This is a genomic window from Streptomyces sp. NBC_01474, assembly GCF_035918215.1.
In the GTDB taxonomy this organism is placed as follows: domain Bacteria; phylum Actinomycetota; class Actinomycetes; order Streptomycetales; family Streptomycetaceae; genus Streptomyces; species Streptomyces aureus.
The window spans coordinates 7,265,251-7,289,000 of sequence record NZ_CP109449.1; the positions used below are offsets into that span (position 1 = coordinate 7,265,251).

Annotated in this window: 20 protein-coding genes; 10 read left to right on the forward strand and 10 right to left on the reverse strand. The window is 70.5% G+C overall.

The features are described from left to right. Positions 1-192: 192 nt before the first annotated feature. Positions 193-834 carry a PhzF family phenazine biosynthesis protein gene (locus tag OG758_RS33130; RefSeq protein WP_326713281.1) on the forward strand — a complete coding sequence of 214 codons (642 nt, stop codon included), beginning with the start codon at positions 193-195 and terminating at the stop codon, positions 832-834. On the opposite strand, the gene OG758_RS33135 is transcribed toward OG758_RS33130, so the two are convergent. After that, on the reverse strand, positions 835-1,485 hold the full coding sequence (locus tag OG758_RS33135; protein ID WP_326713282.1) for a biliverdin-producing heme oxygenase: 651 nt from the start codon (positions 1,483-1,485) through the stop codon (positions 835-837). It lies immediately after the preceding gene. Between the two features lie 145 nt (positions 1,486-1,630). Then, on the reverse strand, positions 1,631-2,488 hold the full coding sequence (gene map, locus OG758_RS33140) for a type I methionyl aminopeptidase (RefSeq protein WP_326713283.1): 858 nt from the start codon (positions 2,486-2,488) through the stop codon (positions 1,631-1,633). A gap of 58 nt (positions 2,489-2,546) precedes the next feature. On the opposite strand from map, the gene OG758_RS33145 reads away from it, so the two are divergent. Then, entirely contained in the window at positions 2,547-2,780 is a 234-nt protein-coding gene (locus OG758_RS33145) for a hypothetical protein (RefSeq protein ID WP_326713284.1), read from the forward strand. Positions 2,781-3,552: 772 nt separating this feature from the next. Here the strand turns inward: OG758_RS33145 and OG758_RS33150 are convergent. Continuing rightward, on the reverse strand, positions 3,553-4,155 hold the full coding sequence (locus tag OG758_RS33150) for a hypothetical protein (RefSeq protein ID WP_326713285.1): 603 nt from the start codon (positions 4,153-4,155) through the stop codon (positions 3,553-3,555). 82 nt (positions 4,156-4,237) lie between these two features. On the opposite strand from OG758_RS33150, the gene OG758_RS33155 reads away from it, so the two are divergent. The 3 genes from OG758_RS33155 (at position 4,238) to OG758_RS33165 (ending at position 6,342) form a co-directional block, all read left to right on the forward strand. Continuing rightward, complete coding sequence (locus OG758_RS33155) at positions 4,238-5,320, forward strand: sialidase family protein (protein ID WP_326716117.1); 1,083 nt, start codon at positions 4,238-4,240, stop codon at positions 5,318-5,320. 9 nt (positions 5,321-5,329) lie between these two features. Further along, entirely contained in the window at positions 5,330-6,034 is a 705-nt protein-coding gene (gene npdG / locus OG758_RS33160) for an NADPH-dependent F420 reductase (protein WP_326713286.1), read from the forward strand. Between the two features lie 110 nt (positions 6,035-6,144). Next, positions 6,145-6,342 (forward strand): hypothetical protein, encoded by a 198-nt coding sequence (locus OG758_RS33165; protein ID WP_326713287.1) that lies wholly within the window; start codon positions 6,145-6,147, stop codon positions 6,340-6,342. On the opposite strand, the gene OG758_RS33170 is transcribed toward OG758_RS33165, so the two are convergent. Continuing rightward, on the reverse strand, positions 6,332-7,132 hold the full coding sequence (locus tag OG758_RS33170; RefSeq protein WP_326713288.1) for a site-2 protease family protein: 801 nt from the start codon (positions 7,130-7,132) through the stop codon (positions 6,332-6,334). The genes OG758_RS33165 and OG758_RS33170 overlap by 11 nt on opposite strands. Before the next feature lie 248 nt (positions 7,133-7,380). Here OG758_RS33170 and OG758_RS33175 point away from each other — a divergent pair, with 248 nt between their 5' ends. Further along, complete coding sequence (locus tag OG758_RS33175) at positions 7,381-10,737, forward strand: AfsR/SARP family transcriptional regulator (protein WP_326713289.1); 3,357 nt, start codon at positions 7,381-7,383, stop codon at positions 10,735-10,737. A gap of 20 nt (positions 10,738-10,757) precedes the next feature. On the opposite strand, the gene OG758_RS33180 is transcribed toward OG758_RS33175, so the two are convergent. The 3 genes from OG758_RS33180 to panB form a co-directional block, all read right to left on the reverse strand. Then, positions 10,758-11,582, reverse strand: a complete 825-nt coding sequence (locus OG758_RS33180; protein ID WP_326713290.1) for an ABC transporter permease — start codon at positions 11,580-11,582, stop codon at positions 10,758-10,760. Then, complete coding sequence (locus tag OG758_RS33185; protein WP_326713291.1) at positions 11,579-12,619, reverse strand: ATP-binding cassette domain-containing protein; 1,041 nt, start codon at positions 12,617-12,619, stop codon at positions 11,579-11,581. The genes OG758_RS33180 and OG758_RS33185 overlap by 4 nt, the downstream gene beginning before the upstream one ends. 180 nt (positions 12,620-12,799) lie before the next feature. After that, positions 12,800-13,666 (reverse strand): 3-methyl-2-oxobutanoate hydroxymethyltransferase, encoded by an 867-nt coding sequence (gene panB, locus OG758_RS33190; RefSeq protein ID WP_266564919.1) that lies wholly within the window; start codon positions 13,664-13,666, stop codon positions 12,800-12,802. Between the two features lie 206 nt (positions 13,667-13,872). On the opposite strand from panB, the gene OG758_RS33195 reads away from it, so the two are divergent. The 4 genes from OG758_RS33195 (at position 13,873) to OG758_RS33210 (ending at position 18,764) form a co-directional block, all read left to right on the forward strand. Beyond that, positions 13,873-15,465 (forward strand): MFS transporter, encoded by a 1,593-nt coding sequence (locus OG758_RS33195; protein WP_326713292.1) that lies wholly within the window; start codon positions 13,873-13,875, stop codon positions 15,463-15,465. A gap of 84 nt (positions 15,466-15,549) precedes the next feature. Beyond that, the gene (locus tag OG758_RS33200) at positions 15,550-16,152 is read left to right on the forward strand and encodes a TetR/AcrR family transcriptional regulator (RefSeq protein WP_323136354.1); all 603 of its coding nucleotides are present in this window, start codon (positions 15,550-15,552) and stop codon (positions 16,150-16,152) included. A 176-nt stretch (positions 16,153-16,328) separates the two neighbouring features. Then, entirely contained in the window at positions 16,329-17,357 is a 1,029-nt protein-coding gene (locus OG758_RS33205; RefSeq protein WP_326713293.1) for an endonuclease/exonuclease/phosphatase family protein, read from the forward strand. A gap of 150 nt (positions 17,358-17,507) precedes the next feature. After that, complete coding sequence (locus OG758_RS33210) at positions 17,508-18,764, forward strand: MFS transporter (RefSeq protein WP_326713294.1); 1,257 nt, start codon at positions 17,508-17,510, stop codon at positions 18,762-18,764. A gap of 97 nt (positions 18,765-18,861) precedes the next feature. Here OG758_RS33210 and OG758_RS33215 read toward each other — a convergent pair whose 3' ends face one another. The 3 genes from OG758_RS33215 to OG758_RS33225 all read right to left on the reverse strand — a co-directional run bounded on the left by OG758_RS33215 (position 18,862) and on the right by OG758_RS33225 (position 23,735). Next, positions 18,862-20,619, reverse strand: coding sequence for an NAD+ synthase (locus OG758_RS33215; protein WP_326713295.1), 1,758 nt, complete (start codon positions 20,617-20,619; stop codon positions 18,862-18,864). A gap of 358 nt (positions 20,620-20,977) precedes the next feature. After that, positions 20,978-22,024 carry a LacI family DNA-binding transcriptional regulator gene (locus tag OG758_RS33220; protein WP_326713296.1) on the reverse strand — a complete coding sequence of 349 codons (1,047 nt, stop codon included), beginning with the start codon at positions 22,022-22,024 and terminating at the stop codon, positions 20,978-20,980. Between the two features lie 73 nt (positions 22,025-22,097). Then, positions 22,098-23,735, reverse strand: a complete 1,638-nt coding sequence (locus OG758_RS33225) for a sugar ABC transporter substrate-binding protein (RefSeq protein ID WP_326713297.1) — start codon at positions 23,733-23,735, stop codon at positions 22,098-22,100. Positions 23,736-23,750 lie beyond the last annotated feature (15 nt).

Sequence of the window (23,750 nt, forward strand, 5' to 3'; positions counted from 1 at the left end):
CGGTGAGGCTCAGTGAGTGAGGCAGACCTAACTTAACCGAGGCTTACCTCAGTGCTACCCGGGGGGTCAGTGATTCAGCTCTCACAAAAAGCACCGGTCGCGCCCCGGACACAAGCGACCCATGGACGACCCGGGAATCGGCAAACGGAAGGCAAAAACCCACGATCTCCCGCCGAATGATTGACTGTCCCGGTGACGGACTACGACGTGCTCCGAGTCTTCTGCGGACCCCATGGCGACCACGGCAATGAGCTCGGAGTCGTACGGGAGGGAAGCGACATCCCCGACGAGGGCGAGCGGCAAGCCCTGGCGGCGAAGCTCGGCTTCAGCGAGACGGTGTTCGTGGACGACCCCGAGCGCGGCGTCATCGACATCTACACGCCGACCACGCGCCTGCCCTTCGCCGGACACCCCTGCGTCGGTACGGCCTGGCTCCTGGACGTACCCGAACTGGTCACACCCGCGGGAGTGGTGGGCACGCGACTGGACGGTGAGTTCACCTGGATCGAGGCGCGTCCGGAGTGGGCGCCAGCCCGGACGCTGCGCGAGTACGGCTCGGCGGCGGAGGTGGAGAAGCTCCAAGTCCCCCCGCCGGGGGAGTGGGTCTACGCCTGGGCGTGGGAGGACGCGGCGGCAGGAAGGGTGAGGGCCCGAGGGTTCCCGGGCAGGAACGACGGAATCGACGAGGACGAGGCGACGGGGGCGGCCGCACTCCTGCTCACGGCACACCTGCACAGAGCCCTGAACATCACGCAGGGCAAAGGCTCCCAAATCCTCACGGCCCCCCAGCCGGAAGGCCTGATCGAAGTGGGCGGCAGGGTTCGCCTGACCTGATCAGGCGGCGCTGCTGAACTCCTCGCCAAGAGCCCTGAAGACGGCGGTGTTGAGGGCGAACGCCCGCTTGCACTCGGCCACGATGCGCAGTTTCTCGAGCTCGTCGGCACGAACCCCGTCGAGCAGCACGCGATAACTCCGCTTGAAGGCGGCAGGGTTGGGGACTCCCTCGAACACGTAGAACCGCACGCCATCACCCTTGCGGGTGAAGCCCCAGTTCTTCTCGGCCTTGTCGCGAATGATCTGGCCGCCGGACAGGTCCCCCAGGTACCGGGTGTAGTGATGGGCGACGTAGCCCCCGGGCCAGTCCCGGGCGCACTCGGCGACGCGCGAGGCGTAGGCCTGCGTGGCCGGCAGCGCGGAAACGCCGTCGCGCCACCCAGACCCCCGGAGATGGGCCAGATCCCGCTCGATGGCGGGAACCCGGAACAGCTCGGCCTGTATGAACGGACCGGCGACGGCGGACCCCTCCAGCCCCTCCGCCGCCTCCTCCAGGGCCCGGTAGACGAACCAGAGTTGCTCGGTGTACCGGGCGTAGGCGTCGACGCCGAGGGCTCCGCCGAGAAGGTCGCTCATGAACGTGGTGCTCTCGGCCTCTGTGTGCTGCTCGTGGGAGGCGGTGCGGATCAGGGTGGAGAACGGCGTACCCATGAGGCCTCCAGATCGTTAAACTTAGGCTTGCCTAACTTACCAGGTTCCCGACGCCCTGTCGGTAAAAACGCTACCCCGATCGCTCGCAGTGGCAACACAAAAGGCCCGCCCCCTTGAGAGGGGCGGGCCTGTGGACGAATCCTCGTCAGGGCAGAGTGAGGATGTCCGCACCGGATTCGGTGACGACAAGTGTGTGCTCGAACTGGGCGGTCCGCTTGCGGTCCTTGGTGACAACGGTCCACCCGTCGTCCCACAGGTCGTACTCATGGGTGCCGAGCGTGAGCATGGGCTCGATGGTGAAGGTCATCCCGGGCTGGATGACGGTGGTGGCGTGCGGGCTGTCGTAGTGCGGAATGATCAGGCCGGAGTGGAACGACGAGTTGATCCCATGCCCGGTGAAGTCCCGCACGACTCCATAGCCGAAGCGCTTGGCGTACGACTCGATGACGCGGCCGATGATGTTGATCTGACGCCCGGGCCGGACGGCATTGATGGCGCGCTTGAGGGACTCACGGGTCCGCTCGACAAGAAGCCGGGACTCCTCGTCGACATCACCGACCAGATAGGTCGCGTTGTTGTCGCCGTGGACGCCGCCCATATACGCGGTGACATCGAGGTTGATGATGTCGCCGTCCTTGAGGACGGTCGAGTCGGGGATCCCGTGACAGATGACCTCGTTGACGGAGGTGCACAGCGACTTCGGGAAGCTGCGGTAGCCGAGGGTCGAGGGGTACGCGCCGTGGTCGCACATGTAGTCGTGCGCGATGCGGTCGAGCTCGTCCGTGGTCACACCGGGCGCGATGGCCCTGGCGGCCTCCTCCATGGCCCGCGCGGCGATCCGGCCGGCGAGGCGCATGGCCTCGACCGTCTCCGGGGTCTGGATCTCCGGACCCTTGTACGGCGTCGGCGCGGGCTTGCCCACGTACTCGGGACGCCGGATGTTTCCGGGTACGGAACGAGTGGGAGAGAGCTCCCCTGGTACGAGCAGCGACTGGCCAGACATGCCAGCGAGTGTATCGAGCGGCCGTGGGGGACCATGGTCATGGCGAGAGGAGCCGCAGATGGCCCTGTTCAAGAGGCGGACCGTCGGGAAGCCCGGCGAGTGGTACTACTGCCTGGAGCACCAGAAGGTCGAGGAGGGGCCCGAGTGCCCCAACAAGGACCGTTTCGGCCCGTACGCGACGCGCGCCGAGGCGGAGCAGGCGATGGCCACGGCGCGTGAACGAAACCTCGAATGGGAGACGGACCCCAAGTGGCACGACGCCACGGCCAAGGACGAGAACGACAAATCCTGAGCCGCCGAGGGGGCGCCCCACAGCCGGCTGAGCCGCACACAGACCGGGCGCCCCACCGGCGCTGAGCCGCGTACGGGAGCAGGGCCCGGCGCCGAGGACCACCCCCACCGACCGGTCGGCCGCGTACGAGGCAAGGCCGGACGTCAGGGATGGCGCAGCCCCACCGACCGGTCGGCCGCGTACGAGGCAAGGCCGGACGTCAGGGATGGCGCAGCCCCACCGACCGGTCGGCCGCGTACGAGACAAGGCCAGGCGCCAGGGAACAGTGCAGCCCCACCGACCGGTCGGCCGCGTACGACGCAAGGCCGGACGTCAGGGATGGCGCAGCCCCACCGACCGGTCGGCCGCGTACGGGACAAGGCCGGACGTCAGGGATGGCGCAGCCCCACCGACCGGTCGGCCGCGTACGGGACAAGGCCGGACGTCAGGGATGGCGCAGCCCCACCGACCGGTCGGCCGCGTACGGGACAAGGCCGGGCGCCAGGGAACAGCACAGCTGCACCGACCGGTCGGCCGCGTACGAGACTAGGCCGGACGTCAGGGATGGCGCAGCCCCACCGAACGGTCAGGCGCCGACGAGACGGGAGGGGGCGCGGGGGCATGTGCGCGCGCAGCCACCAGCACCACGTACGGGCAATCAACTAGCCGGCGTGCACCCGTAGAACAGCGAGCACGTACATGCCCCCGCGCCCCCGCACCCGACAACACAACGGCCACCGACACCCCGCACCCAAGAACGCACCAGCACCCACCACCCACCCTTCAAGCGCCCCTACCACCCCGCAGGCGGCGGCGAAGTCAGATGATCCGCCAGACGGGACAACCGATCGCGGAAGCGCCGCCGGGGCCCCCGGGCCGGCCCCCCGACGGGATTCTCGCCCGCCGCCGCGCTGACCAGATGCTGCGCCGTGTCGAGGTCGAGATCAGGCCCGGGCGTGAGCGCCTCATGAGCCATGGCGTGCAGATCACGGTCACCCGAGTCGATCGCCAGAACCGTGGCCCCGGCCCGCCGAGCGTCATGCACCCGCTCCAGCAACTCCTCACCGGGCGCCCCAGGCGCCACGACGAGCAGGGTCTCGCCCCGCCGGGCCGCCTCGATGCGCCCGAGCCCCACCGCAAGATGGGCCGGATCCCCGACACCGGCCCGGTGCCGCACGAGCGTGGGCGACAGCTCGGGCATGCCGGACCAAGCGGCCTCGTCCACAAGATGCGCCGCGAGATGCCACGGCTCGTACTCGGGCGTGCCGACAAGGAGCAGCCCACCCCCATGCGGCACGACGGAGCTCCGCAGCGCACCCGCGAAGCGGCGCGCGGCGCCCAGCCACTCGGTTCCGGCGAGTACTTCCCGCAGCAGCGCGACCCGTACGGCATCCATGCCTGCGCATACTGCCGCAACAGTCCACTCGTCAGGCCGAGTTCACCGGGAATTCCCTCTGGGTGGGGAGGGATGGGGGGTGCTGACTGAGACGTCTGTTCCCTTCCGCGCGGGGCGCGAGGGATACGCGAGCTTCCGGATCCCCGCGGCTGTCACGACACACTCCGGCGTGCTGCTCGCGTTCTGCGAGGGACGAGTGGGGTCGAGTCAGGACTACGGGAACATCGACGTGGTCCTGAAGAGATCCACGGACGGCGGCCGCACCTGGGACCCGCTCCAGGTGGTGGCGGCGAACGGCGACGACCTGGCGGGAAACCCGGCGCCGGTGGTCCTGGACACGGGACGGGTCCTGATCGTCCACGTACGGAACGCGGCGCAGGCCACGGAAGCGGCGATCAGACGAGGCGAGGTGGAGCCCGAGGACGGGCGCCGGATCTGGGTGCAGCACAGCGACGACGAGGGGCTGACCTGGTGCGCACCCAGGGAGATCACGGCGCAGGCGAAAGACAGGTCCTGGCGCTGGTACGCCACAGGCCCGGGCCACGCGATCCAGACACGGAGCGGACGCGTGGTGGTGCCGGCCAACCACTCGCTCCCGCCCGCCGGAGGCGACACCGGCACGGAGGGAAAGTACGACGGAGGCCACTGCCTGCTGAGCGACGACAGGGGCAGGACCTGGCGGCTCGGCTACGTGGACGACCACCCGGACGGTTATGTGAACGTGAACGAGACGACAGCGGCCGAACTGCCCGACGGGCGGCTGTACTTCAACGCCCGCAACGACTCGCCGGCGCCGGGCACGAGGGCGGACGCGACATCGGAGGACGCCGGCGAGAGCCTGGTCAGGGCGTTCCGGCCGCAGGCGGGCCTCGTGGGCCCGGTGGTGGAGGGGAGCCTGCTGAGGCTGGGGGAGGCGCTGCTGTTCGCGGGCCCGGCGGACCCCGGGTCAAGGGCGCTGATGAGCGTGCGGGCGAGCGAGGACGAGGGCGTCACCTGGCGAGTGGCCCACACGGTGGACGGGCTGCCCGCCGCGTACTGCGACCTCGTGCAGATCGATGCCGCGACGGTCGGACTCCTCTACGAGACGGGAGACTTCGGCGCGTACGAGACGATCACGTTCAGGCGGATCCCGGTCGCCGCGCTACTGGCCCGTACGTCTGAGTAAGGTCACCGTATGACCTCTACCGACAGTGTGCAGAAGGCGCCCGCGAAGGACCCCTGGGACCTCCCCGACGTATCGGGCCTGGTGGTCGGCGTGCTGGGCGGCACGGGCGACCAGGGCCGCGGCCTCGCGTACCGGCTGGCCCGGGCGGGCCAGAAGGTGATCATCGGATCCCGCGCGGCGGAGCGCGCCGAGGCGGCGGCGGACGAGCTGGGCCTGGGCGTCGAGGGCGCGGAGAACGCGGAGTGCGCGCGCCGCAGCGACATCGTGATCGTGGCGGTGCCGTGGGAGGGCCACGGCAAGACGCTGGAATCACTGCGCGAGGACCTCGCGGGCAAGCTCGTGGTCGACTGCGTCAACCCGCTGGGCTTCGACAAGAAGGGCGCGTACGCCCTGAAGCCGGAGGAGGGGAGCGCGGCGGAGCAGGCCGCGGCGCTGCTGCCGGATTCGAGGGTGACGGCGGCGTTCCACCACCTGTCGGCCGTGCTCCTCCAGGACGAGGCGATCGACGAGATCGACACGGACGTGATGGTGCTGGGCGAGGAGCGGGCGGACACGGAGATCGTCCAGGCGCTGGCGGGCCGCATTCCGGGCATGCGCGGAGTCTTCGCGGGCCGGCTGCGCAACGCGCACCAGGTGGAGTCGCTGGTCGCGAACCTGATCTCGGTGAACCGCCGCTACAAGGCCCACGCGGGGCTGCGGGTCACCGACGTGTAGAGCGAGGCCACCGCCGTACGGCTGGACGCGGAGCCGACGTGCAGCCGCGGAAGGGGCATGGGGGACACTGGTCGGCGTACGACCTCTCCGCCCGACAGGAGCCGACCCCCATGCCCCGCCTCGCTCTGTACGCCCTAGTCGTCTGCGTCCTCTCGGTGGTCGCCGCCGTGGTCGCCTTCGTGCAGGGCAGCCTGCTCGGCATCGTCTGGGTGCTGCTCGCGGGCCTCACCTCGAACATGACCTGGTACTACGTGCGCCGGGCCAAGGCGGAGAAGCAGGCGAAGGCGGCGGTCGCGCCTACTGCGTGACGACGGGGATCTCAGGGGTGCCCTGCCAGAAGCGATAGAACTCCTGCCCCCAGTAGGTGTCCCACTCGGTGACACCGAGGGAGCGCAGAATCGCGTGGATCGCGTCGAAGAACACCTCGTTCACCCCCGGGATCCACAGGATGCCGAAGACGGCGAGCAGCCCGAACGGGGCGAACGGCTCCACCTGCCGCCGGAAGCTGTGGGACAGCCAGGGCTCGATGACGCCGTAGCCGTCCAGGCCGGGGACCGGCAGGAAGTTCAGGATCGCCGCGGTCACCTGGAGCAGGGCGAGGAAGCCGAGCGCGTAGCGGAACGTGTCCGGCACCCCGTTCAGCGCGTCCAGCCAGAACGGCGCCGTGCACACGACGGCGAACAGGACGTTGGTCAGCGGGCCCGCCGCCGAGATGAGGCTGTGCCGCCAGCGGCCCCGGATCCGGCCCCGCTCGATGAAGACGGCACCGCCGGGCAGACCGATCCCGCCCATGATCACGAAGATGACGGGCAGCACGATGCTGAGCAGGGCGTGTGTGTACTTGAGCGGGTTCAGGGTCAGATAACCCTTCGCGCCGATGGAGATGTCGCCGCTGTGCAGGGCCGTGCGCGCGTGGGCGTACTCGTGCAGACAGAGCGAGACGATCCAGGCGCCCGTCACGAACAGGAAGACGGCGATGCCGGGCTGCGCGGCGAAGTCCGTCCACACGGCCCAGCCGGTGACGGCGGTGACGGCGGCGATGCCGAGGAAGACGGGGCTGATCCTGCGATCGCTGCGACGGGTGGCGGCGGTGGTCATGGAGGATGGCTCCCGGGGTGCGTGCGGCCTGGTGCGGTGCGGGGTCGACGGGCTGACCGTATCGGTGGTGCGGTGTGGGGGGAACGTGCCGGGGCAGGTCCCGGGTTCCGCGAAACCGGCGAAATCGTGCCCACTGCCCCGCCCTGACGGGTGTCTGCCCGCCGCCGAGACCCGTGCTCCACGCCCCGGATCGCCCTCCCGCCTAAACCCGGGCGCGGTCCGGCGGCCCGTTTGGGGACAATGGGCCGGTGCGCTACCGCATCCTCGGCTCCACACAGGCACTCCGCGACGACGGCACGGCCGTCCCCGTCGGGGGGGCGCGGCTGCGCGCCCTGCTGACCGTGCTCGCGCTGCGCCCCGGCCGCACCGTCCCGCCGCAGGTGCTCGCCGACGAGGTGTGGGGCGCCGAACCGCCCGCGGACGCGACCGGCGCGCTCCAGGCGCTCGTGGGCCGGCTGCGCAGGGCGATCGGCGCCGACGCGGTGCACTCGCTCGACGGCGGCTACCGGCTGGCCGCCGCCTCCGAGGACATCGACCTGTTCCGCTTCGACCGGCTCGTGAGGGACGGGGTGCGGGCGCTGGCCGACGGAGACCCGGGCAAGGCCGCGGCCGTTCTCGACGACGCGCTCGCCCTGTGGCGCGGCCCCGCGCTGGCCGATCTGCCGGACCGCTCGGCGGACGCCGCCCGCTGGGAGGCCCTCCACCTCGACGCCCGGCGCACCCGGCTCGCCGCGTCACTCGCGCTGGGCAGGGCCGAGACCGCCCTGCCCGAACTGACCGCGCTGTGCGACGCGCATCCGCTCGACGAGCCGCTCCAGGCGCTGCGGCTGCGCGCCCTGCGCGACGCGGGCCGCACCGCCGAGGCGCTCGCGGCCTACGAGGGGGTACGCGTCGAGCTCGCGGAGCGGCTGGGAACCGACCCCGGCCCGGAACTGCGCGCACTGCACGCCGACCTCCTCGCGCCGCGCCCCGCCGCCCCCTCCCCGCGAGACGCCGGCCCGTCCGCCCCCGTCAGAGCACCCGTCCCCACCGGCAACCTCCGCGCCCGGCTCACCTCGTTCGTGGGGCGCACCGGGGACATCGGGGCGATCCGTGAGGACCTCGGACGCGTGCGGCTCGTGACGCTGCTCGGCCCCGGCGGCGCCGGGAAGACCCGGCTGTCCCAGGAGGCCGCCGAGGGCATGGATCTGCCGGACGGCGTGTGGCTGGCCGAGCTCGCCCCCGTCGAGGACCCGGACGCCGTGCCGGAGGCCGTCGTCACGGCGCTCGGGGCCCGCGAGACCGTGCTGCGCGGCGCCGGTGCCGAGGAACTGCGGGCCGCGTCCGACCGCCACGGCGAGGACCCCCTCGTGCGCCTGGCCGAGCACTGCGCGCACCGCCGCATGCTGCTGATCCTCGACAACTGCGAGCACGTGATCGAGGCCGCCGCCCACCTCGCCGAGCAGCTGCTCAGCCAGTGCCCCGGCGTGACGGTCCTCGCGACGAGCCGCGAACCCCTCGGCGTGCCGGGCGAGTTGCTGCACCCGGTGGAGCCACTGCCGGAACCGTTCGCCCTGCGCCTGTTCGGCGAGCGGGGCGCCGCCGTGCGGCCCGGGTTCCGGGTCGGGGACGACGAGCGGGCCGCGGCCGAGATCTGCCGGCGCCTCGACGGACTGCCCCTCGCCATCGAACTCGCCGCCGCCCGGCTGCGGATGCTCACGCCCCGCCAGATCGCCGACCGCCTCGACGACCGCTTCCGCCTGCTCACCTCGGGCGCCCGCACCGTCCTGCCCCGCCAGCAGACGCTGCGGGCCGTCGTCGACTGGTCCTGGGACCTCCTCGACGAGGAGGAGCGGACCGTCCTGGGCCGGCTGTCGGTCTTCAGCGGCGGCTGCGACCTCGCGGCCGCGGAGGCGGTGTGCGGCCCCGGCGCCCTCGACGCGATCGGCTCACTCGTTGACAAGTCCCTCGTGGTGGCGGCGCCTTGGGACGGCGACGAGCCTGAGGGGGAAGACGAAGCGGACGACGTGCACGCCGCGGACGACACCCGCGACCAGGCCGGCGCCATGCGCTACCGGCTCCTGGAGACCGTCGCCGAATACGCCGGCGACCGCCTGGACGAGGCCGGTGACCGGGCCGACGCCGAGCGCGCCCACCTCACGTACTACCGCGAACTGGCCCGCACCACCGACCCGCAGCTGCGCGGCCACGGCCAGCGCGCCGCCATCGCCCGCCTGGAACGCGAATACGAGAACCTGCGCACCGCCCTGCGGCACGCCGTCGCCGCCCGGGACGAGCAGGAGACGCTCTCCCTGGTGCTCTCACTGGCCTGGTTCTGGCAGATGCGCGACCTGCGCCTCGACGCCCGCAACTGGTCGCGGGAGGCCACCGGGCTCGGCCCCGACCCGTTCGCCCCGCCCGCCGCCCCCGCGCCCCCGCTCCACGAGCGCTGCACCGACGTCCCGCCGCCGCTCGGTCCCGAACTCCTCGTGGAGGCGCGGCGCGGGGTGCATCTGCTCCGCCTCGCCTACATGGACATGGAGATGGAGACCTGGCAGACGGAGGAGGGGGGCGCGAAGCTGCGCGCCATCGCGCAGGCGTACAGTCCGGGCCTCCCGCAGACCTGCCGCTCGCCGGGCAACCTCTGGTTCTACGCGGTGATGATGAGCGGCGACATGGAGGCGCTGTGGAACCTCGCCGACGTCACCGTGCGGACCTGCCGTGAACTCGGCTACACCTGGGAGCTCGCCCTCACACTCCAGCTGCGGGCCAACATCCTCGCCAACCGCAGCGACTGGGCGGGCGACGCCGTCCGGGACGCGGACGAGGCCCTCGAACTCTTCACCCGGCTCGGCGACCGGTGGGGCGTCGCCGAGGCGCTGTCCGCGCGCGGCGAGGCCCATGAGCGCAGCGGCGCGTACGCCGCGGCGGCCGAGGACTACACGGCCGCCATCGAGGGCGCCGAACGCCTCGGCGCGCAGGCGCAGGTGGCGATCCTGAACGCGCGGCTCGGGCAGGCCCTCATCGAGGACGGTGAGGGCGAACGCGGCGAGCAGCTGCTGCTCGGCATCCTCGACCCCGGCAAGCGCCATGCGAACGAGGCCTGGCCCGCCGCCCGCATGTTCCTGTCCGGGCGGTACGGCGCCACCGGCCGCGTCGCCGAGGCGCGTGAGCAACTGCGGCTCCTCCAGGACGAGTTCAAGGCGATGAACTTCGTCGTCTTCCGGGGCTTCATCGTCGGGATGAACGCCTGGCTCGACTCGGAGGACGGCCTTGCGGAGGAGGCCCTCGCCGGCGTCACCGAGGCCCTGGAGCTGTCCACCGACCCGCTGTCTCTGGTGATCGCCCCGCACATGCCCGCCATGCACCTGGTCACCGCCGCCCGCTCCCTGAACCTGAGCGGCGACACGGCCGACGCGCGCGACGCCGCCCGCCTCATGGGCGCCGCCGACGGACAGCTTCCGTCCCGGCATGTGCGGTCCTACCTGGAGCGTGACGCCCGCGCGTCCGCCGAGTCCGCGATCCGTGAGGTCATCGGCGACCATGCGTACGAGGCCGCGTACGCCGAGGGCGGCGACCTGTCTCTCGACGAGGCCGCCGCCCTGCTGGGACGCGATCGCGGTTGATCTTCCGATCCGGCTGAACGTCAGTTCTTCGTACGGAACTTGTGGATCGCGATCGGGGCCATCACGAGCGTGAGGACCGCGGACCAGATCACCGTCACCCACACGTCGTGCGTGACCGGGCCGCCCACCATCAGACCGCGCGCGGAGTCCGCGAGTGAGGAGAGCGGGTTGTAGTCGGTGAAGGCCTGGAGCCAGCCCGGCATCGACTGCGTCGGCGCGAAGATCGACGAACCGAACTGCAGCGGCATCAGGACCAGGAAGCCCATGCCCTGCACGGCCTGGGCGCTCTTCATCACGACGCCGAGGACCAGGAAGATCCACATGATGGACGTGCCGAAGAGGGCGGTGAGGCCCACGGCGGCGAACAGGCCGGGCCAGTTCGTGATGTCGAAGCCCACCAGGAGGCCGACGATCATCATGATCGTCGTCGCGATGAGGAGCCGCATCAGCTCCACCACGATCTTGGCGAAGAGGACCGAGCCCTGGCCGATCGGCAGGGTCCGGAAGCGGTCCATGATGCCGTTCTGGAAGTCCTGGTTGAACCCCGTGCCCACCGCCATGGCGATGTTCATGCTCATCATCGCCATCATGCCCGGGACCACGTACTGCACGTACTGGTCCTGGCCGCCGCCGAGCGCCTGGCCGATGGAGCCGCCGAAGACGTACACGAACAGGAGCGTGAAGACGATCGGCATCAGGACCGCGTCGAACATCGACTCGGGGTCCTGGCGGATCCACAGCAGATTGCGGCGGACCAGCGCGCCGGTGTGACGGATGTGGGAGCGCAGGGAGATGCGCGAGTCGGCCTCGAGATTCAGGGGAGGCGTCAGCGTGGTGGCGCTCATACGGCGGCCCCTTCGAGCTCGGAGGTGCGGGTGTCGTCCTGCGGGGCACTGGCCTTCTGGCCGGTGATGGACAGGAACACCTCGTCCAGACTGGGCAGTTCGGTGGCGATCGAGCCGATCGTGATGCCGCGCGCGGTGACCGCGCCGACCACGGCGGTGAGCTGCTCGTCGCTGAGGATCGGGACCAGGACGGCGCCGGCCTCGGCGTCCACCGTCGACGTGGCGAGCCCGGTGAGGCCCATGTCGTCGAGGGCGGCGGCCAGCGGGCGCAGCTCCAGCGGGTCGGCCGGGCGGATGCGCAGGGTGCGGCCGCCGACCTTCGCCTTGAGGTCGTCGATGGCGCCGCCCGCGATGACCTTGCCGCGGTCGATGACCGTCAGCTCGTTGGCGAGCTGCTCGGCCTCCTCCATGTACTGGGTGGTGAGGAGCACGGTGACGCCGTCGCCGACCATGCGCTTGACCTCGCTCCACACCTCGTTGCGCGTGCGCGGGTCGAGGCCGGTCGTCGGCTCGTCCAGGTAGAGGACGGCCGGGCTGCCGATCATCGACGCGGCGAGGTCGAGCCTGCGGCGCATACCGCCGGAGTACGTCTTCGCCGGGCGCGTGGCGGCGTCGGTGAGAGAGAACCGCTCCAGGAGCGCGTCGGCGCGGGAGCGGGACTCCTTGCGGGACAGGTCGAGGAGTCGGCCGATCATGTACAGGTTCTCGCGGCCGGAGAGCTTCTCGTCGACCGCGGCGTACTGGCCGGTGAGGCCTATCACGCGGCGCAGCTGCCGGGGCTGCTTCGCCACGTCGTACCCGGCGACGAACGCGGTGCCCGAGTCGGGGGTGATGAGGGTGGACAGGCAGCGGACGAGGGTGGTCTTGCCCGCGCCGTTCGGACCGAGCACACCCATGACCGTGCCTTCGTGCACGTCGAGGTCCACGCCGTCCAGCGCCTTGGTCTCGCCGTAGTGCTTGACCAGCCCCCGCACGGTGACGGAGGCCGTGCGGCCGCCGGCGTCACTGTGTGGGGGGTTCTTGTCGATTCGCGTCATGCCGTACAAGGTGCCAGGTGCCACCGACAATCCACCGACAGGCGGCCGACAGCCCCTTGTACGGCATCTGCAGAACGGCGACAGACGGGCAGTACGGAAGGGCGGCGGAACGGCAGCAGCCCGCCGACGGGGGAAGATCGACGAGCTGCTGTGGTGCCACTGTGGTTCAGGCGGTCCGGGTCAGTGGACCGAGTGCTCCTCCTGGGGGAACGTTCCGCCGACCACGTCCTGCGCGAAGGCCTTCGCCGCCTCGCCCATGACGCCACGCAGATCCGCGTACTGCTTCACGAAGCGCGGCATCTTGCCGCCGGTGAGGCCGAGCATGTCGGTCCAGACGAGGACCTGGGCGTCGCACTCGGCGCCCGCGCCGATGCCGACGGTCGGGATCTGCAGGGACCGGGTGACCTCGGCGGCCAGCTCGGCCGGGACCAGTTCGAGGACGACGGCGAACGCGCCGGCGTCCTGCGCGGCCTTGGCGTCACGCAGCAGCCGGTGCGCGTCCTCGTCGCCGCGGCCCTGGACGCGGTACCCCATCGTGTTCACGGACTGCGGGGTGAGGCCCAGGTGGGACATGACCGGGATGCCGGACTGCACGAGCAGCTCGGTCTGGGCCAGCGAGCGTTCGCCGCCCTCCAGCTTCACGGCGCCGACCCCGGCCTCCTTGACCAGGCGCGTCGCGGACCGCAGGGCCTGTACTGGGCCCTCCTGGTACGAGCCGAAGGGGAGGTCACCGACGATGAGGGCGCGCTTGGTGCCCCGTACGACGGCGGCCGAGAGCATCGTCATCTCGTCGAGGGTGACGGGCACGGTGGTCTCGTACCCGAGGTGACAGTTGCCGGCGGAGTCGCCGACGAGCATGACCGGGATGCCGGCCTCGTCGAAGACGGACGCGGTCATCGCGTCGTACGCCGTGAGCATGGGCCACTTCTCGCCGCGTTCCTTGGCGAGCGTGATGTCGCGCACCGTGATGCGCCGGTTGCTCTTGCCCCCGTACAGCGCCTTGCTGCTGCTGTCGGGGGTGTTCTGGGCAGCCGAGAGCTGCGTCATAGCAACGGCTCCTTCTGTTGTCTCGAGGCACCCTCACGGCGTCCCCGGATCCCCTCCATGGTGGCACCGCGTGCCGAGGAATGGCTAGAGGGGTGGGTGCCGGGTGGGTCACCCCGCGAGCGGGTCGCCCGCCGGGTTCGTAAAGTCTTCTTAAGGGCTTCCAATACGAGACGGTCTCGTATCGAAATTCCCCTAGGCTGAGCCTCATGACCACTCCTGCCGTTCCCGCACCGCCGCGCATACCGGAGGCTGTGCACCGCCGCCGATGGGCGATCCTCGGCGTGCTGATGCTCAGCCTGCTGATCGTCGTGCTCGACAACTCCATCCTGAACGTCGCGATCAAGACGATCTCGACCCCGGCCCCCACGGGCCTCGGCGCCACGCAGGGCGAGCTGGAGTGGGCGATCAACGCCTACACGCTGGTCTTCGCCGGACTGCTCTTCACCGCGGGTCTGCTCGGCGACCGGCTCGGGCGCAAGAAGGTGCTGGTCTTCGGCCTCGTCGTCTTCGGCCTCGGCTCCGCCCTCGCCGCCGAGTCCGGCTCGCCGCTCCAGCTCATCATCTTCCGGGCGATCATGGGCATCGGCGCGGCCTTCGTGATGCCCGCGACGCTCGCCGTCCTCATGAACGTCTTCGAGCGTGACGAGCAGCCCAAGGCCATCGGCATCTGGGCGGGCGGCGTCGGCATCGCCATCGCCATCGGCCCCATCACCGGCGGCCTGCTCCTCGACCACTTCTGGTGGGGCTCGGTCTTCCTGGTCAACGTGCCGATCGTGATCATCGCGGTCGTCCTGATGCTGGCCCTCGTGCCGGACTCCCGCGACCCCAACCCCGGCCGTATCGACCTGGTGGGCGTCGCCCTCTCCGTCGTCGGACTCGTGCTGCTCGTCTACGGCATCATCAAGGGCGGCCAGCTCGCCGACTTCACGGACCCCGCGGTCCTCCTGACCAGCGTGGCCGGACTCGTCGTCCTCGTCGGCTTCGTCCTGTACGAGAAGCGCAGCGACCACCCGTCCATCGACATCACGTACTTCAAGAACAAGGTGTTCTCCGCGGCCATCGCCGCCATCGCGCTCGTCTTCTTCGCGCTGATGGGCGTCACCTTCTTCTCGGTCTTCTACACCCAGAGCGTGCGCGGCTACTCGCCGCTGCAGACCGGCCTCCTGATGCTGCCGCTCGCCGCCGCCCAGCTGATCTTCGCGCCGCGCGCCCGGCTCGTCGTCGACCGCTTCGGAGTGCGCGCCACGACGACCGGCGGCCTGGTGATCCTCGCCGCGATGCTCGCCGCGTTCACGATCCTCGACGCGGACACGCCCATCTGGATCCTGGAAGTCATCTTCTTCTTCATGGGTACGGGCATGGCGCACGTCATGACTCCCACCAGCGTCGTCATCATGCAGGCCCTGCCGCGCGAGAAGGCGGGCTCCGCGTCCGCGCTCAGCAATACGTTCCGGCAGGTCGGCGGCGCCCTGGGTATCGCCGTACTCGGCTCCGTGCTGTCCACCGCGTACCGCAGCGGCATCGAGGACAAGCTCGGCCTGCTGCCCGCCGGACTGCGGCACACGGCCGGCGAGTCCATCGAGGCCACCCTCGGCATCGCGGCGAGGCTCGGCCCGCGCGGCGACGCGCTGGTCGGCGCTGCCAACGACTCCTTCCTGCACGCCATGCACGTGACCGCCCTGTGCGGGGCCGGGATCGCGCTCGTCAGCGCCGTCGTCACCGTCCTGTTCCTGCCGGGTCGCCCGCCGCGGGCGGCGGCCGAGGAGAGCACCGAGGAGACAGTCGGGGTGAGTCGCTGACGGCACCTGTCCGGGCAGGTCGGTGACCTGCTGAGACAATCGCCGCTACACCGGGCGGCGGGAAGGCGGAGAGGCGGAGTGGTCGTGGACGTGGATGCGGGGCGCGCGGTGCGGGGGCGCCCGCGCAGCGAGGCCGTCGAGCGGGCCATCGTCGAGGGCGTCCTCAAGCTGATCGAGGACGGTGTCCCGCTCACGGAGCTGTCCATCGAGCGGATCGCCCGCACCGCCGGAGTCGGCAAGGCGACCATCTACCGGCGCTGGTCCGGCAAGGAGGAGCTCTTCGTCGAGGTCCTGCGCATCATGGAGGAGCCCGAGCCCGAACTGCCGGGCATCTCCATGCGCGACGACCTGATCAGCCTCCTGGAGCACCTGCGCAGACGCGGCGTGTCCCTCCGTTCCTCGGCCCTGCTGCACAACGTCTTCGCGCAGATGAAGAGCCTGCCGAAGCTCTGGGACGCGTACCACGCCACCGTGATCGAGCCGCGCCGCCGCGTCATGTTCGACGTGCTGCGGCGCGGCGTCGAGAACGGCGAGCTGCGCGCCGACGTCGACATAGAGCTTGCCAACGACTTCATCGTCGGGCCGATGCTGCTCCGCACGATGATCCGGCCCGACGCGCCGCTCGCCGACGACCTCTCGGAGCGGATCGTCGACTGCGCGCTCGCCGGATTGCGGCCACCGGACTGAATATGCGCGTTTCGTCACAGAGGCCCCGTGCGCACCGGTGATCCGGAACCCCGGGCGCCCAAGCGTTCGTCCTCGTGCCCGTACGGCCGTCGTGGACGGCGAGGAGGGCGCCGATCATCCCCTAGGGTTTCAGGGCGAGGTCGGTGTGCACGGCAGGGCAGTGAGGCGACGACGGTATGGCGCAGGGGTTCAGGACGGAAACGGGTGGCGGCGGCTCGGGGCACCAGCCTTCCAGGGACCCGCTGCGCCGCCTGACCGGCGGGTGGCGTGACCGGGGGATCTGGCGCCGCGGGGCGGTCCTCGCGGTGCTGGCCGTTCTGGTCGCGCTCGTGATGCTCTTCCACGCGCAGATCCCCAACACCCTCGGAAACCTGGGCTCCCTCACCGAGACCTTCCTTCCCTGGCTCGGCGTGTTCGTGCCCGTCCTGCTCGTCCTGGCCGTCGTGCGGAAGTCCGCGACGGCCCTGATCGCGGTACTGGTCCCGGGCGTCGTCTGGCTCAACCTCTTCGGCGGGCTCCTCACCGACAAGACCGCGAGCGGCGGCGACCTCACCGTCGCCACACACAACGTCAACGCGGAGAACCCCGACCCGACCGGCACCGCCGACACGATCGCCGCCTCCGGGGCGCAGGTCGTCGCCCTGGAGGAGCTGACGTCCGACGCCGTCCCCGTCTACGAGAAGGCGCTCGCGAAGACGTATCCGTACCACTCCGTCGCCGGCACCGTCGGGCTGTGGAGCAAGTACCCACTGAGCGCGACGCGGCCCGTCGACATCCAGCTCGGCTGGACGCGCGCCATGCGCACCACGGTCGCCACGCCCCAGGGTGACGTCGCCGTGTTCGTCGCGCACCTGCCGTCGGTGCGGGTCAAGCTGCACGCCGGGTTCACCGCCAGCCAGCGCGACACCTCCGCCGACGCGCTCGGTGAGGCCATCGCCGACGAGACGCTCGGCAAGGTCATCCTGCTCGGCGACCTCAACGGCACGATGAACGACCGCGCGCTGAACGGCGTCACGTCGCAGATGCGCTCCACGCAGGGTGCCGCCGGCAACGGCTTCGGGTTCAGCTGGCCCGCGTCGTTCCCCATGGCCCGTATCGACCAGATCATGGTCAAGGGTGTGGAGCCGGTCACGTCGTGGACCCTGCCCGAGACCGGCAGCGATCATCTGCCGATCGCGGCGAAGGTCGATCTCACCCGGTCCTGACCTCCGGGTTCGCACTCCACACCCGTTGTTGACTCGGTGGAAACCGGGGCCTCACCTCACGGAAGACTTGGCGCGGGAGAGTTTGTTCCGCACGTAAACTTACGGATTCCCGTGTCTCCCGCCCGTCTTCCCGTGGAAGGTCTCTTCTTCATGCCCCTGGCCCTGCTCGCCCTCGCCGTGGGCGCCTTCGGCATCGGCACCACCGAGTTCGTGATGATGGGCCTCCTGCCCAACGTCGCCGACGATCTGCACATCTCCATCCCCTCCGCCGGCCACCTCGTCTCCGCGTACGCCCTCGGCGTCGTCATCGGCGCCCCGCTCCTCGCCGCCCTCACCGCGCGCATGCCCCGCCGACGCGTCCTCGTCGCGCTCATGGTGCTCTTCGTCGCCGGCAATGCCGTGTCCGCCGCCGCGCCCGACTACCACCTGCTGATGGCCGCGCGCTTCGTCAGCGGGCTGCCGCACGGCGCCTTCTTCGGCGTCGGCGCCGTCGTCGCCACCTCGCTCGTCGCGCCCGAGCGCAAGGCCCGGTCCGTGTCCCTGATGTTCCTCGGGCTCACCGTCGCCAACGTCATCGGCGTCCCCATCGCCACGCTCATGGGCCAGCAGCTCGGCTGGCGCGCCACGTTCCTCGCCGTCAGCGCCATCGGGCTCGCCGCGATAGCCGCACTCCTGCTGCTCGTTCCCGCCGACCACGGCCACGGCGAGACCGGCGGGCTGCGCGGTGAGCTCAAGGCGCTCGGCTCCCTGCCCGTGTGGCTCTCCCTCGCCACCACCGTCGCCGGGTTCGGCGCGCTCTTCGCCGCGTACAGCTATGTGACGCCGATGCTCACCGGCGCGGCCGGGTTCGCGGAGGCCGGTGTCACGCTGCTGCTCGCCCTGTTCGGCGTCGGCGCCACCGCCGGGAACCTGCTCGGCGGGCGGCTCGCCGACCGGTCCCTGCGCGGGACTCTGTTCGGTGGGCTCGTCTCGCTCGGTGTGGTGCTGGCGCTGTTCCCTGTGCTGATGCGTGCCGAGTGGAGCGCCGCGGTCGCTGTGGTGCTGCTCGGTATGGCCGCCTTCATCACCGGGTCGCCGCTCCAGCTCATGGTCATGGAGAAGGCCTCCGCCGCGCCCTCCCTCGCCTCCTCCGCCAACCAGGCCGCCTTCAACCTCGCCAACGCCGGCGGCGCCTGGATCGGCGGGCTCGCCCTCGCCGCCGGGTTCGGGCTCACGTCCCCCGCGGTCGCCGGGGCCGCGCTCGCCGTCCTCGGGATCGGGGTCGCCGGGGCTGCCTACGGGGTCGACCTGCGTCGCTCCCGGGCCGTTGCCGCCTCGGCCACGACGCGGCGTGGGCTCCTCGTGGCCTCGCATCTGCCCGACGCCGTTTCGGCTCCGGACGCGGGAGAGCCCACTCGTCGTCGGTGACGGGACGGGACGTCATGGGGCGTGACGTGACGGACGGGACGGGTGGGCTCCGGGGGTCGGGGCCCACCCTCTGGGGCTTGGGGATTGGGCGCGGTGACTACTGCGCCGACTCCCGCCACCTGTTCGTGATCGGCAGGCGGCGGTCCTTGCCGAAGCCCTTCGCCGAGATCTTCGTGCCCGGCGGGTACTGGCGCCGCTTGTACTCCGCCGTGTCCACCATCCGCAGCGTCTTCGTCACCAGGTCCGCGTCGAACCCGGCCGCCACGATCGCGTCCGCGCCCTTGTCCCGGTCCACGTACATCGCCAGGATCGCGTCCAGCACCGGATAGTCCGGCAGCGAGTCCGTGTCCACCTGGTCCGGGCGCAGCTCCGCGCTCGGCGGCTTCGTGATCGAATTCTCCGGGATCGGGGGAGTCTGGCCGCGCTCCGCCGCCGCCCGGTTGCGCCACTCGGCCAGCCGGAAGACCGACGTCTTGTACACGTCCTTGATCGGGCCGTACGCGCCCACCGAGTCGCCGTACAGGGTCGAATAGCCCACCGCCAGCTCGGACTTGTTGCCCGGCGCGAGCACGATGTGGCCCTCCTGGTTGGAGACCGCCATCAGCATCGTGCCACGCAGCCTTGACTGGAGGTTCTCCTCCGCGAGGCCCGTCAGGCCCAGCGACCCCATGTACGCGTCGAACATCGGCTCGATCGGGACCGTACGGAAGTTGAGGCCCGTACGGTCGGCCAGCTCCGCCGCGTCGCCCTTGGAGTGGTCCGACGAGTACTTCGACGGCATCGCGATGCCGTACACGTTCTGCGCGCCCAGCGCGTCGCACGCGATCGCCGCCGTCAGCGCCGAGTCGATGCCGCCCGACAGGCCGATCAGCACCGAGCGGAAACCGTTCTTCGCGGCGTAGGCGCGCAGGCCCACGACCAGTGCCGAGTAGACCTCCTCGTCGTCGTCCAGGCGGTCCGCGTAGCCGCCGGTCAGCTCCGGCTCGTACGCCGGGACGTGGTCCTCGGAGATCGTCAGGTGGTCGATGCGCAGGCCGTCGTCGACCGTCCCCGTCGGGGCGTCCGGCTCGGCCGCCGGGAGGTCCAGGTCCAGGACCACACAGCCCTCCGCGAACTGGGGTGCCCTGGCCACCACTTCGCCCGCCGCGTCCACCACGATCGAGTCGCCGTCGAAGACGAGCTCGTCCTGGCCGCCGATCGTGGCGACGTACGCCAGCGTGCAGCCCGCCTCCTGGGCGCGCTTGCGCACCAGGTCCAGGCGTGTGTCGTCCTTGTTCTGCTCGTACGGCGACGCGTTGATCGAGATCAGGAGGCCGGCGCCGGCGGAGCGCGTGGCCGGGACGCGGCCGCCGTCCTGCCAGAGGTCCTCGCAGATGGCGAGCGCCACGTCGATTCCGCGTACGCGGATCACCGGCATCGTGTCGCCCGGCACGAAGTAGCGGAACTCGTCGAAGACGCCGTAGTTCGGGAGGTGGTGCTTGGCGAACGTCAGGGCCACGCGACCGTTGTGGAGGACGGCGGCGGCGTTCCGGGGGGCGCCGGCGGGCTGTCCGTACTTCGGCTGCGCCTTCTCCGAGCGGTCCAGGTAGCCGACGACCACGGGGAGGTCGCCGTGGCCCTCGTCGGCCAGGCGCTCGGCCAGCGCGGCCAGTTCCCGGCGGGATGCCTCGACGAAGGACTCGCGCAGGGCGAGGTCCTCCACCGGGTAGCCGGTCAGGACCATCTCGGGGAACGCGACCAGGTGCGCTCCCTGTTCGGCGGAGTGCTTGGTCCAGCGGACGATCGCCTCGGCGTTCCCGGCGAGATCTCCGACGGTCGAGTCGATCTGGTTCAGTGCGAGACGTAGTTGAGGCACGGGGTCAGTTTAATCGTCTGACTGACGCGATGTCGTCTTGATCTACGGAGTGGACGGGTGGTGGGTGGTCGTGCGTTCTTTGGGCGCCGGCTGTCTTCGGCCGTTGTGTTTTCGGGTGCGGGGCCGCGGGGGCATGTACGTGCTCGCTGTTCTACGGGCGCACGTCAGCTAGCTGATTACCTGTACGTGGTGCTGGTGGCTCCGCGCGCACATGTCCCCGCGTCCCCTCCCGTCTCGTCGGCGTCTCGCGGCCGGTGGGACTCGCTCCGTGCCGGCCGCGTCTCGTACGCGGCCGGTCGTTCGGTGGGGCTGCCTCCCCTGTCTCCGGTCCTTGTCCGTGCGCGGCTGATCGGCGCGCTCAGCGGTGGTGGGGGCGGACGCTGTCTCTGATCACTATGTGTGTGCCCAGGAGGTGGCGTTGCTGGCCCGGGCGAGACGTGCCTGTCAGGGCCAGTCTTACGGCCGTGCGGCCCATTTCCGCTGCCGGGATGTGCACCGTGGTGAGGCCGGGGGTGATGTCTGCTGCTACTGGGTCGTCGTTGTAGCCGACCACCGAGATGTCCTCGGGGACCCGTAGGCCCGCCTCCGCCAGTGCGCGGATCGCCGCTGCCGCCACGCGGTCGTCGCCCGCGAAGACCGCCGTGAAGTCCGGCTTGCCGTTGCACTTGTCGAGCAGGTCCCGCATCGCCTCGTAGCCGTGGTGCTGGCCGAAGCCGATGCCGTGCAGGATCGCGTCCGAGCGGGGGACCCCGTGGTCGTCCAGGGCTCTGAGGTAGCCCGTTACGCGGTCCTCGCCCGTGGTGTTGCCCGGCTGGTAGCCGATCATCGCGATCTTCCGGTGGCCGGCGCCCAGCAGGTGGCTGGTTATCGCGTGTGCGCCCGCCCCGTTGTCGTACTCCACGACCAGTGCGGGGACGTCGGGTGCCGGTGCCGGTCTGCCGCACAGGACCAGGCGCGAGCCCGCCGCCGCGAGTGCCTCCGCGTAGTGCGCCATCCGCTCGCGGTACTCGTCGTCCTCGATGACCCCGCCGACCAGGACCACGGCCTCCGCCGCTTGTTCGCGCATCATCTGGACCAGGGCCAGCTCGCGGGCCGGGTCGCCGCCCGTCGAGCAGACCAGGGTGAGTCTGTTGTGCTGGGCCGCTTCCATCTCCACGCCCTGCGCCACGGCCGCGTAGAACGAGCTGACCACGTCGAACATCAGGACCGCGATCGTCTTGCGTCCGGCGCCGGCGAGGGCTCGGGCGTGCGCGTTGACCACGTAGTCCAGGTCCTTGACCGCTCTTTGGACCTTGGCGCGCGAGGCCGCCGATGTCGGGTAGTTGCCCGCCAGGACCCGCGAAACAGTCGCGACCGAGACGCCCGCGCGCGCGGCCACATCACGGATGGTGACCCGCTCACCCACAGTTGTGTCTCCTCAACTTGCCCGTCCGGGGCGGGCGATGCCGCCCCGGACCATCATGGACGATGCCGTGCGGTCAGTGCGCCGCCTCGTACTCCTTGGCGAATTCCTCCAGTGCCTGCTGTCCGCCCTGGTTCAGCCACTTCTTGTACACGGCGTCCCAGTCGGAGACCTTCCGGCGGCCTGTGACCGTGGCCGTCACGCCGTCGCTGATGATCTGGTCGAGTGTCGCGCCCTGCTTGTTGTACGTGTCCGACTGCAGGCCCCAGCGGTCGTTCGGCACCATCATCGGGATCACCTTCTGCTGCCACGCGTGGAGGCGTTCGACGATGTCCCCGTAGCCCGGCGCGTACAGGACCTGGGGTGCGTCGCTCAGGTACACGAACGGCAGGTTCACCTTCGACTCGACGAGGCCGAGCGGTGTCGCGATCGGGTTGTTGTCCTTGTCCCGCTTGAAGTGGGTTCCCTCCAGGCCGAAGTGCACCAGCTCGTACTCCTCGGTCCCGAACGGTGAGGCCAGGTAGTCGAGGATCCGGAGCATCATCTTCACTCGGTCCTTCGACGCCTTCTTGATCACCGTGTAGCCGAAGATGCCCTGCGACTGCTGGTAGCCGGGTGTGGTGCCCTCGGGGGTGTAGGGGACCAGCGCGTCCAGGTCGAAGGCATTCTTGATGCCTTGTGCCGAGCCCGGGTAGGAGAGGAAGCCGTCGGTCATCGACAGGACCGTGCCGTTCCAGAACTGCGTCTTCAGGTCCACCTGCGAGACGGATGTTGCTTCCGGGTAGTACGCGCCGGTCTTGCGCAGGTTCGACATGAATTCGAGCGTGGTCTTGAACTCGTCCGTGCTCGCGAAGAACGTCGCTTTGTTGTCCTTGATGCGCCACTGGTTCGGCGCCCCGTGCCACGTGGCGTGTGTTTTGTAGCCGAAGTAGGCGGTTGACGAGGCGCCAAGGGCCCATTTTTTGGACGTGGTTGTTTCCTTCGCCATTGCCGCGAAGTCCTCCGCCGACATGCCCGGCTTGTAGCCCGCCTTCGTGAACGCCTGGCCGTTGAAGTACATCGTGTCCTGCGGCTTCGGGCGCTCCACCGGGACTCCGAAGATCCGGCCCGAGATCCGGCCCATGCCCTGCCAGGCGTACGTCGGGATGCCCGCCAGGTTCGGGTAGTCCTTCACCGCGTCGCCCGACAGGTACTCGGTGAGGTCCTCGCAGCGGGATTTCACGAACTGCGCCTCGCGCGGCAGGACGTAGCCGCCGCCGATGTTGATGATGTCCGGCAGGTCGTCGCCCGCGAACAGCGTCGCCATCTTGGTGCGGAAGTCCGCGTCCGGGACCACGGTGAACTCGACGTCCACGCCGAGCGCTTCGTTGATCGCCGCCCACAGCTTGTTCTGCGCCGCCGGCTTCGGCGGGGTGCCGTACGTGATGGAGAGGACCTTGATCTTCTCCTTGCCCGTACCCGGCTTCTCGGCGACGGCCTTGACCAGCTTCGCGGGGTATGTGGTGTAGCCCGCCTGGACGCCCTCCGCGGTGGCCGCCAGGTCCGGCTTCGCGCCGGTGGCGGGGGTGTACGTCGGCCACGCGGCCGCCTTCTTGCCCGCGTTGGAGACCGAGGCGCCGCCGCCCGAGTCGGTGGAACAGGCGGTGAGGAAGGACGGGGCGGCCAGGGCGGCGCCGCCGACGGCTATGGAGCGCAGCAGGGTGCGACGCGACATCGAGGAACCGGACAC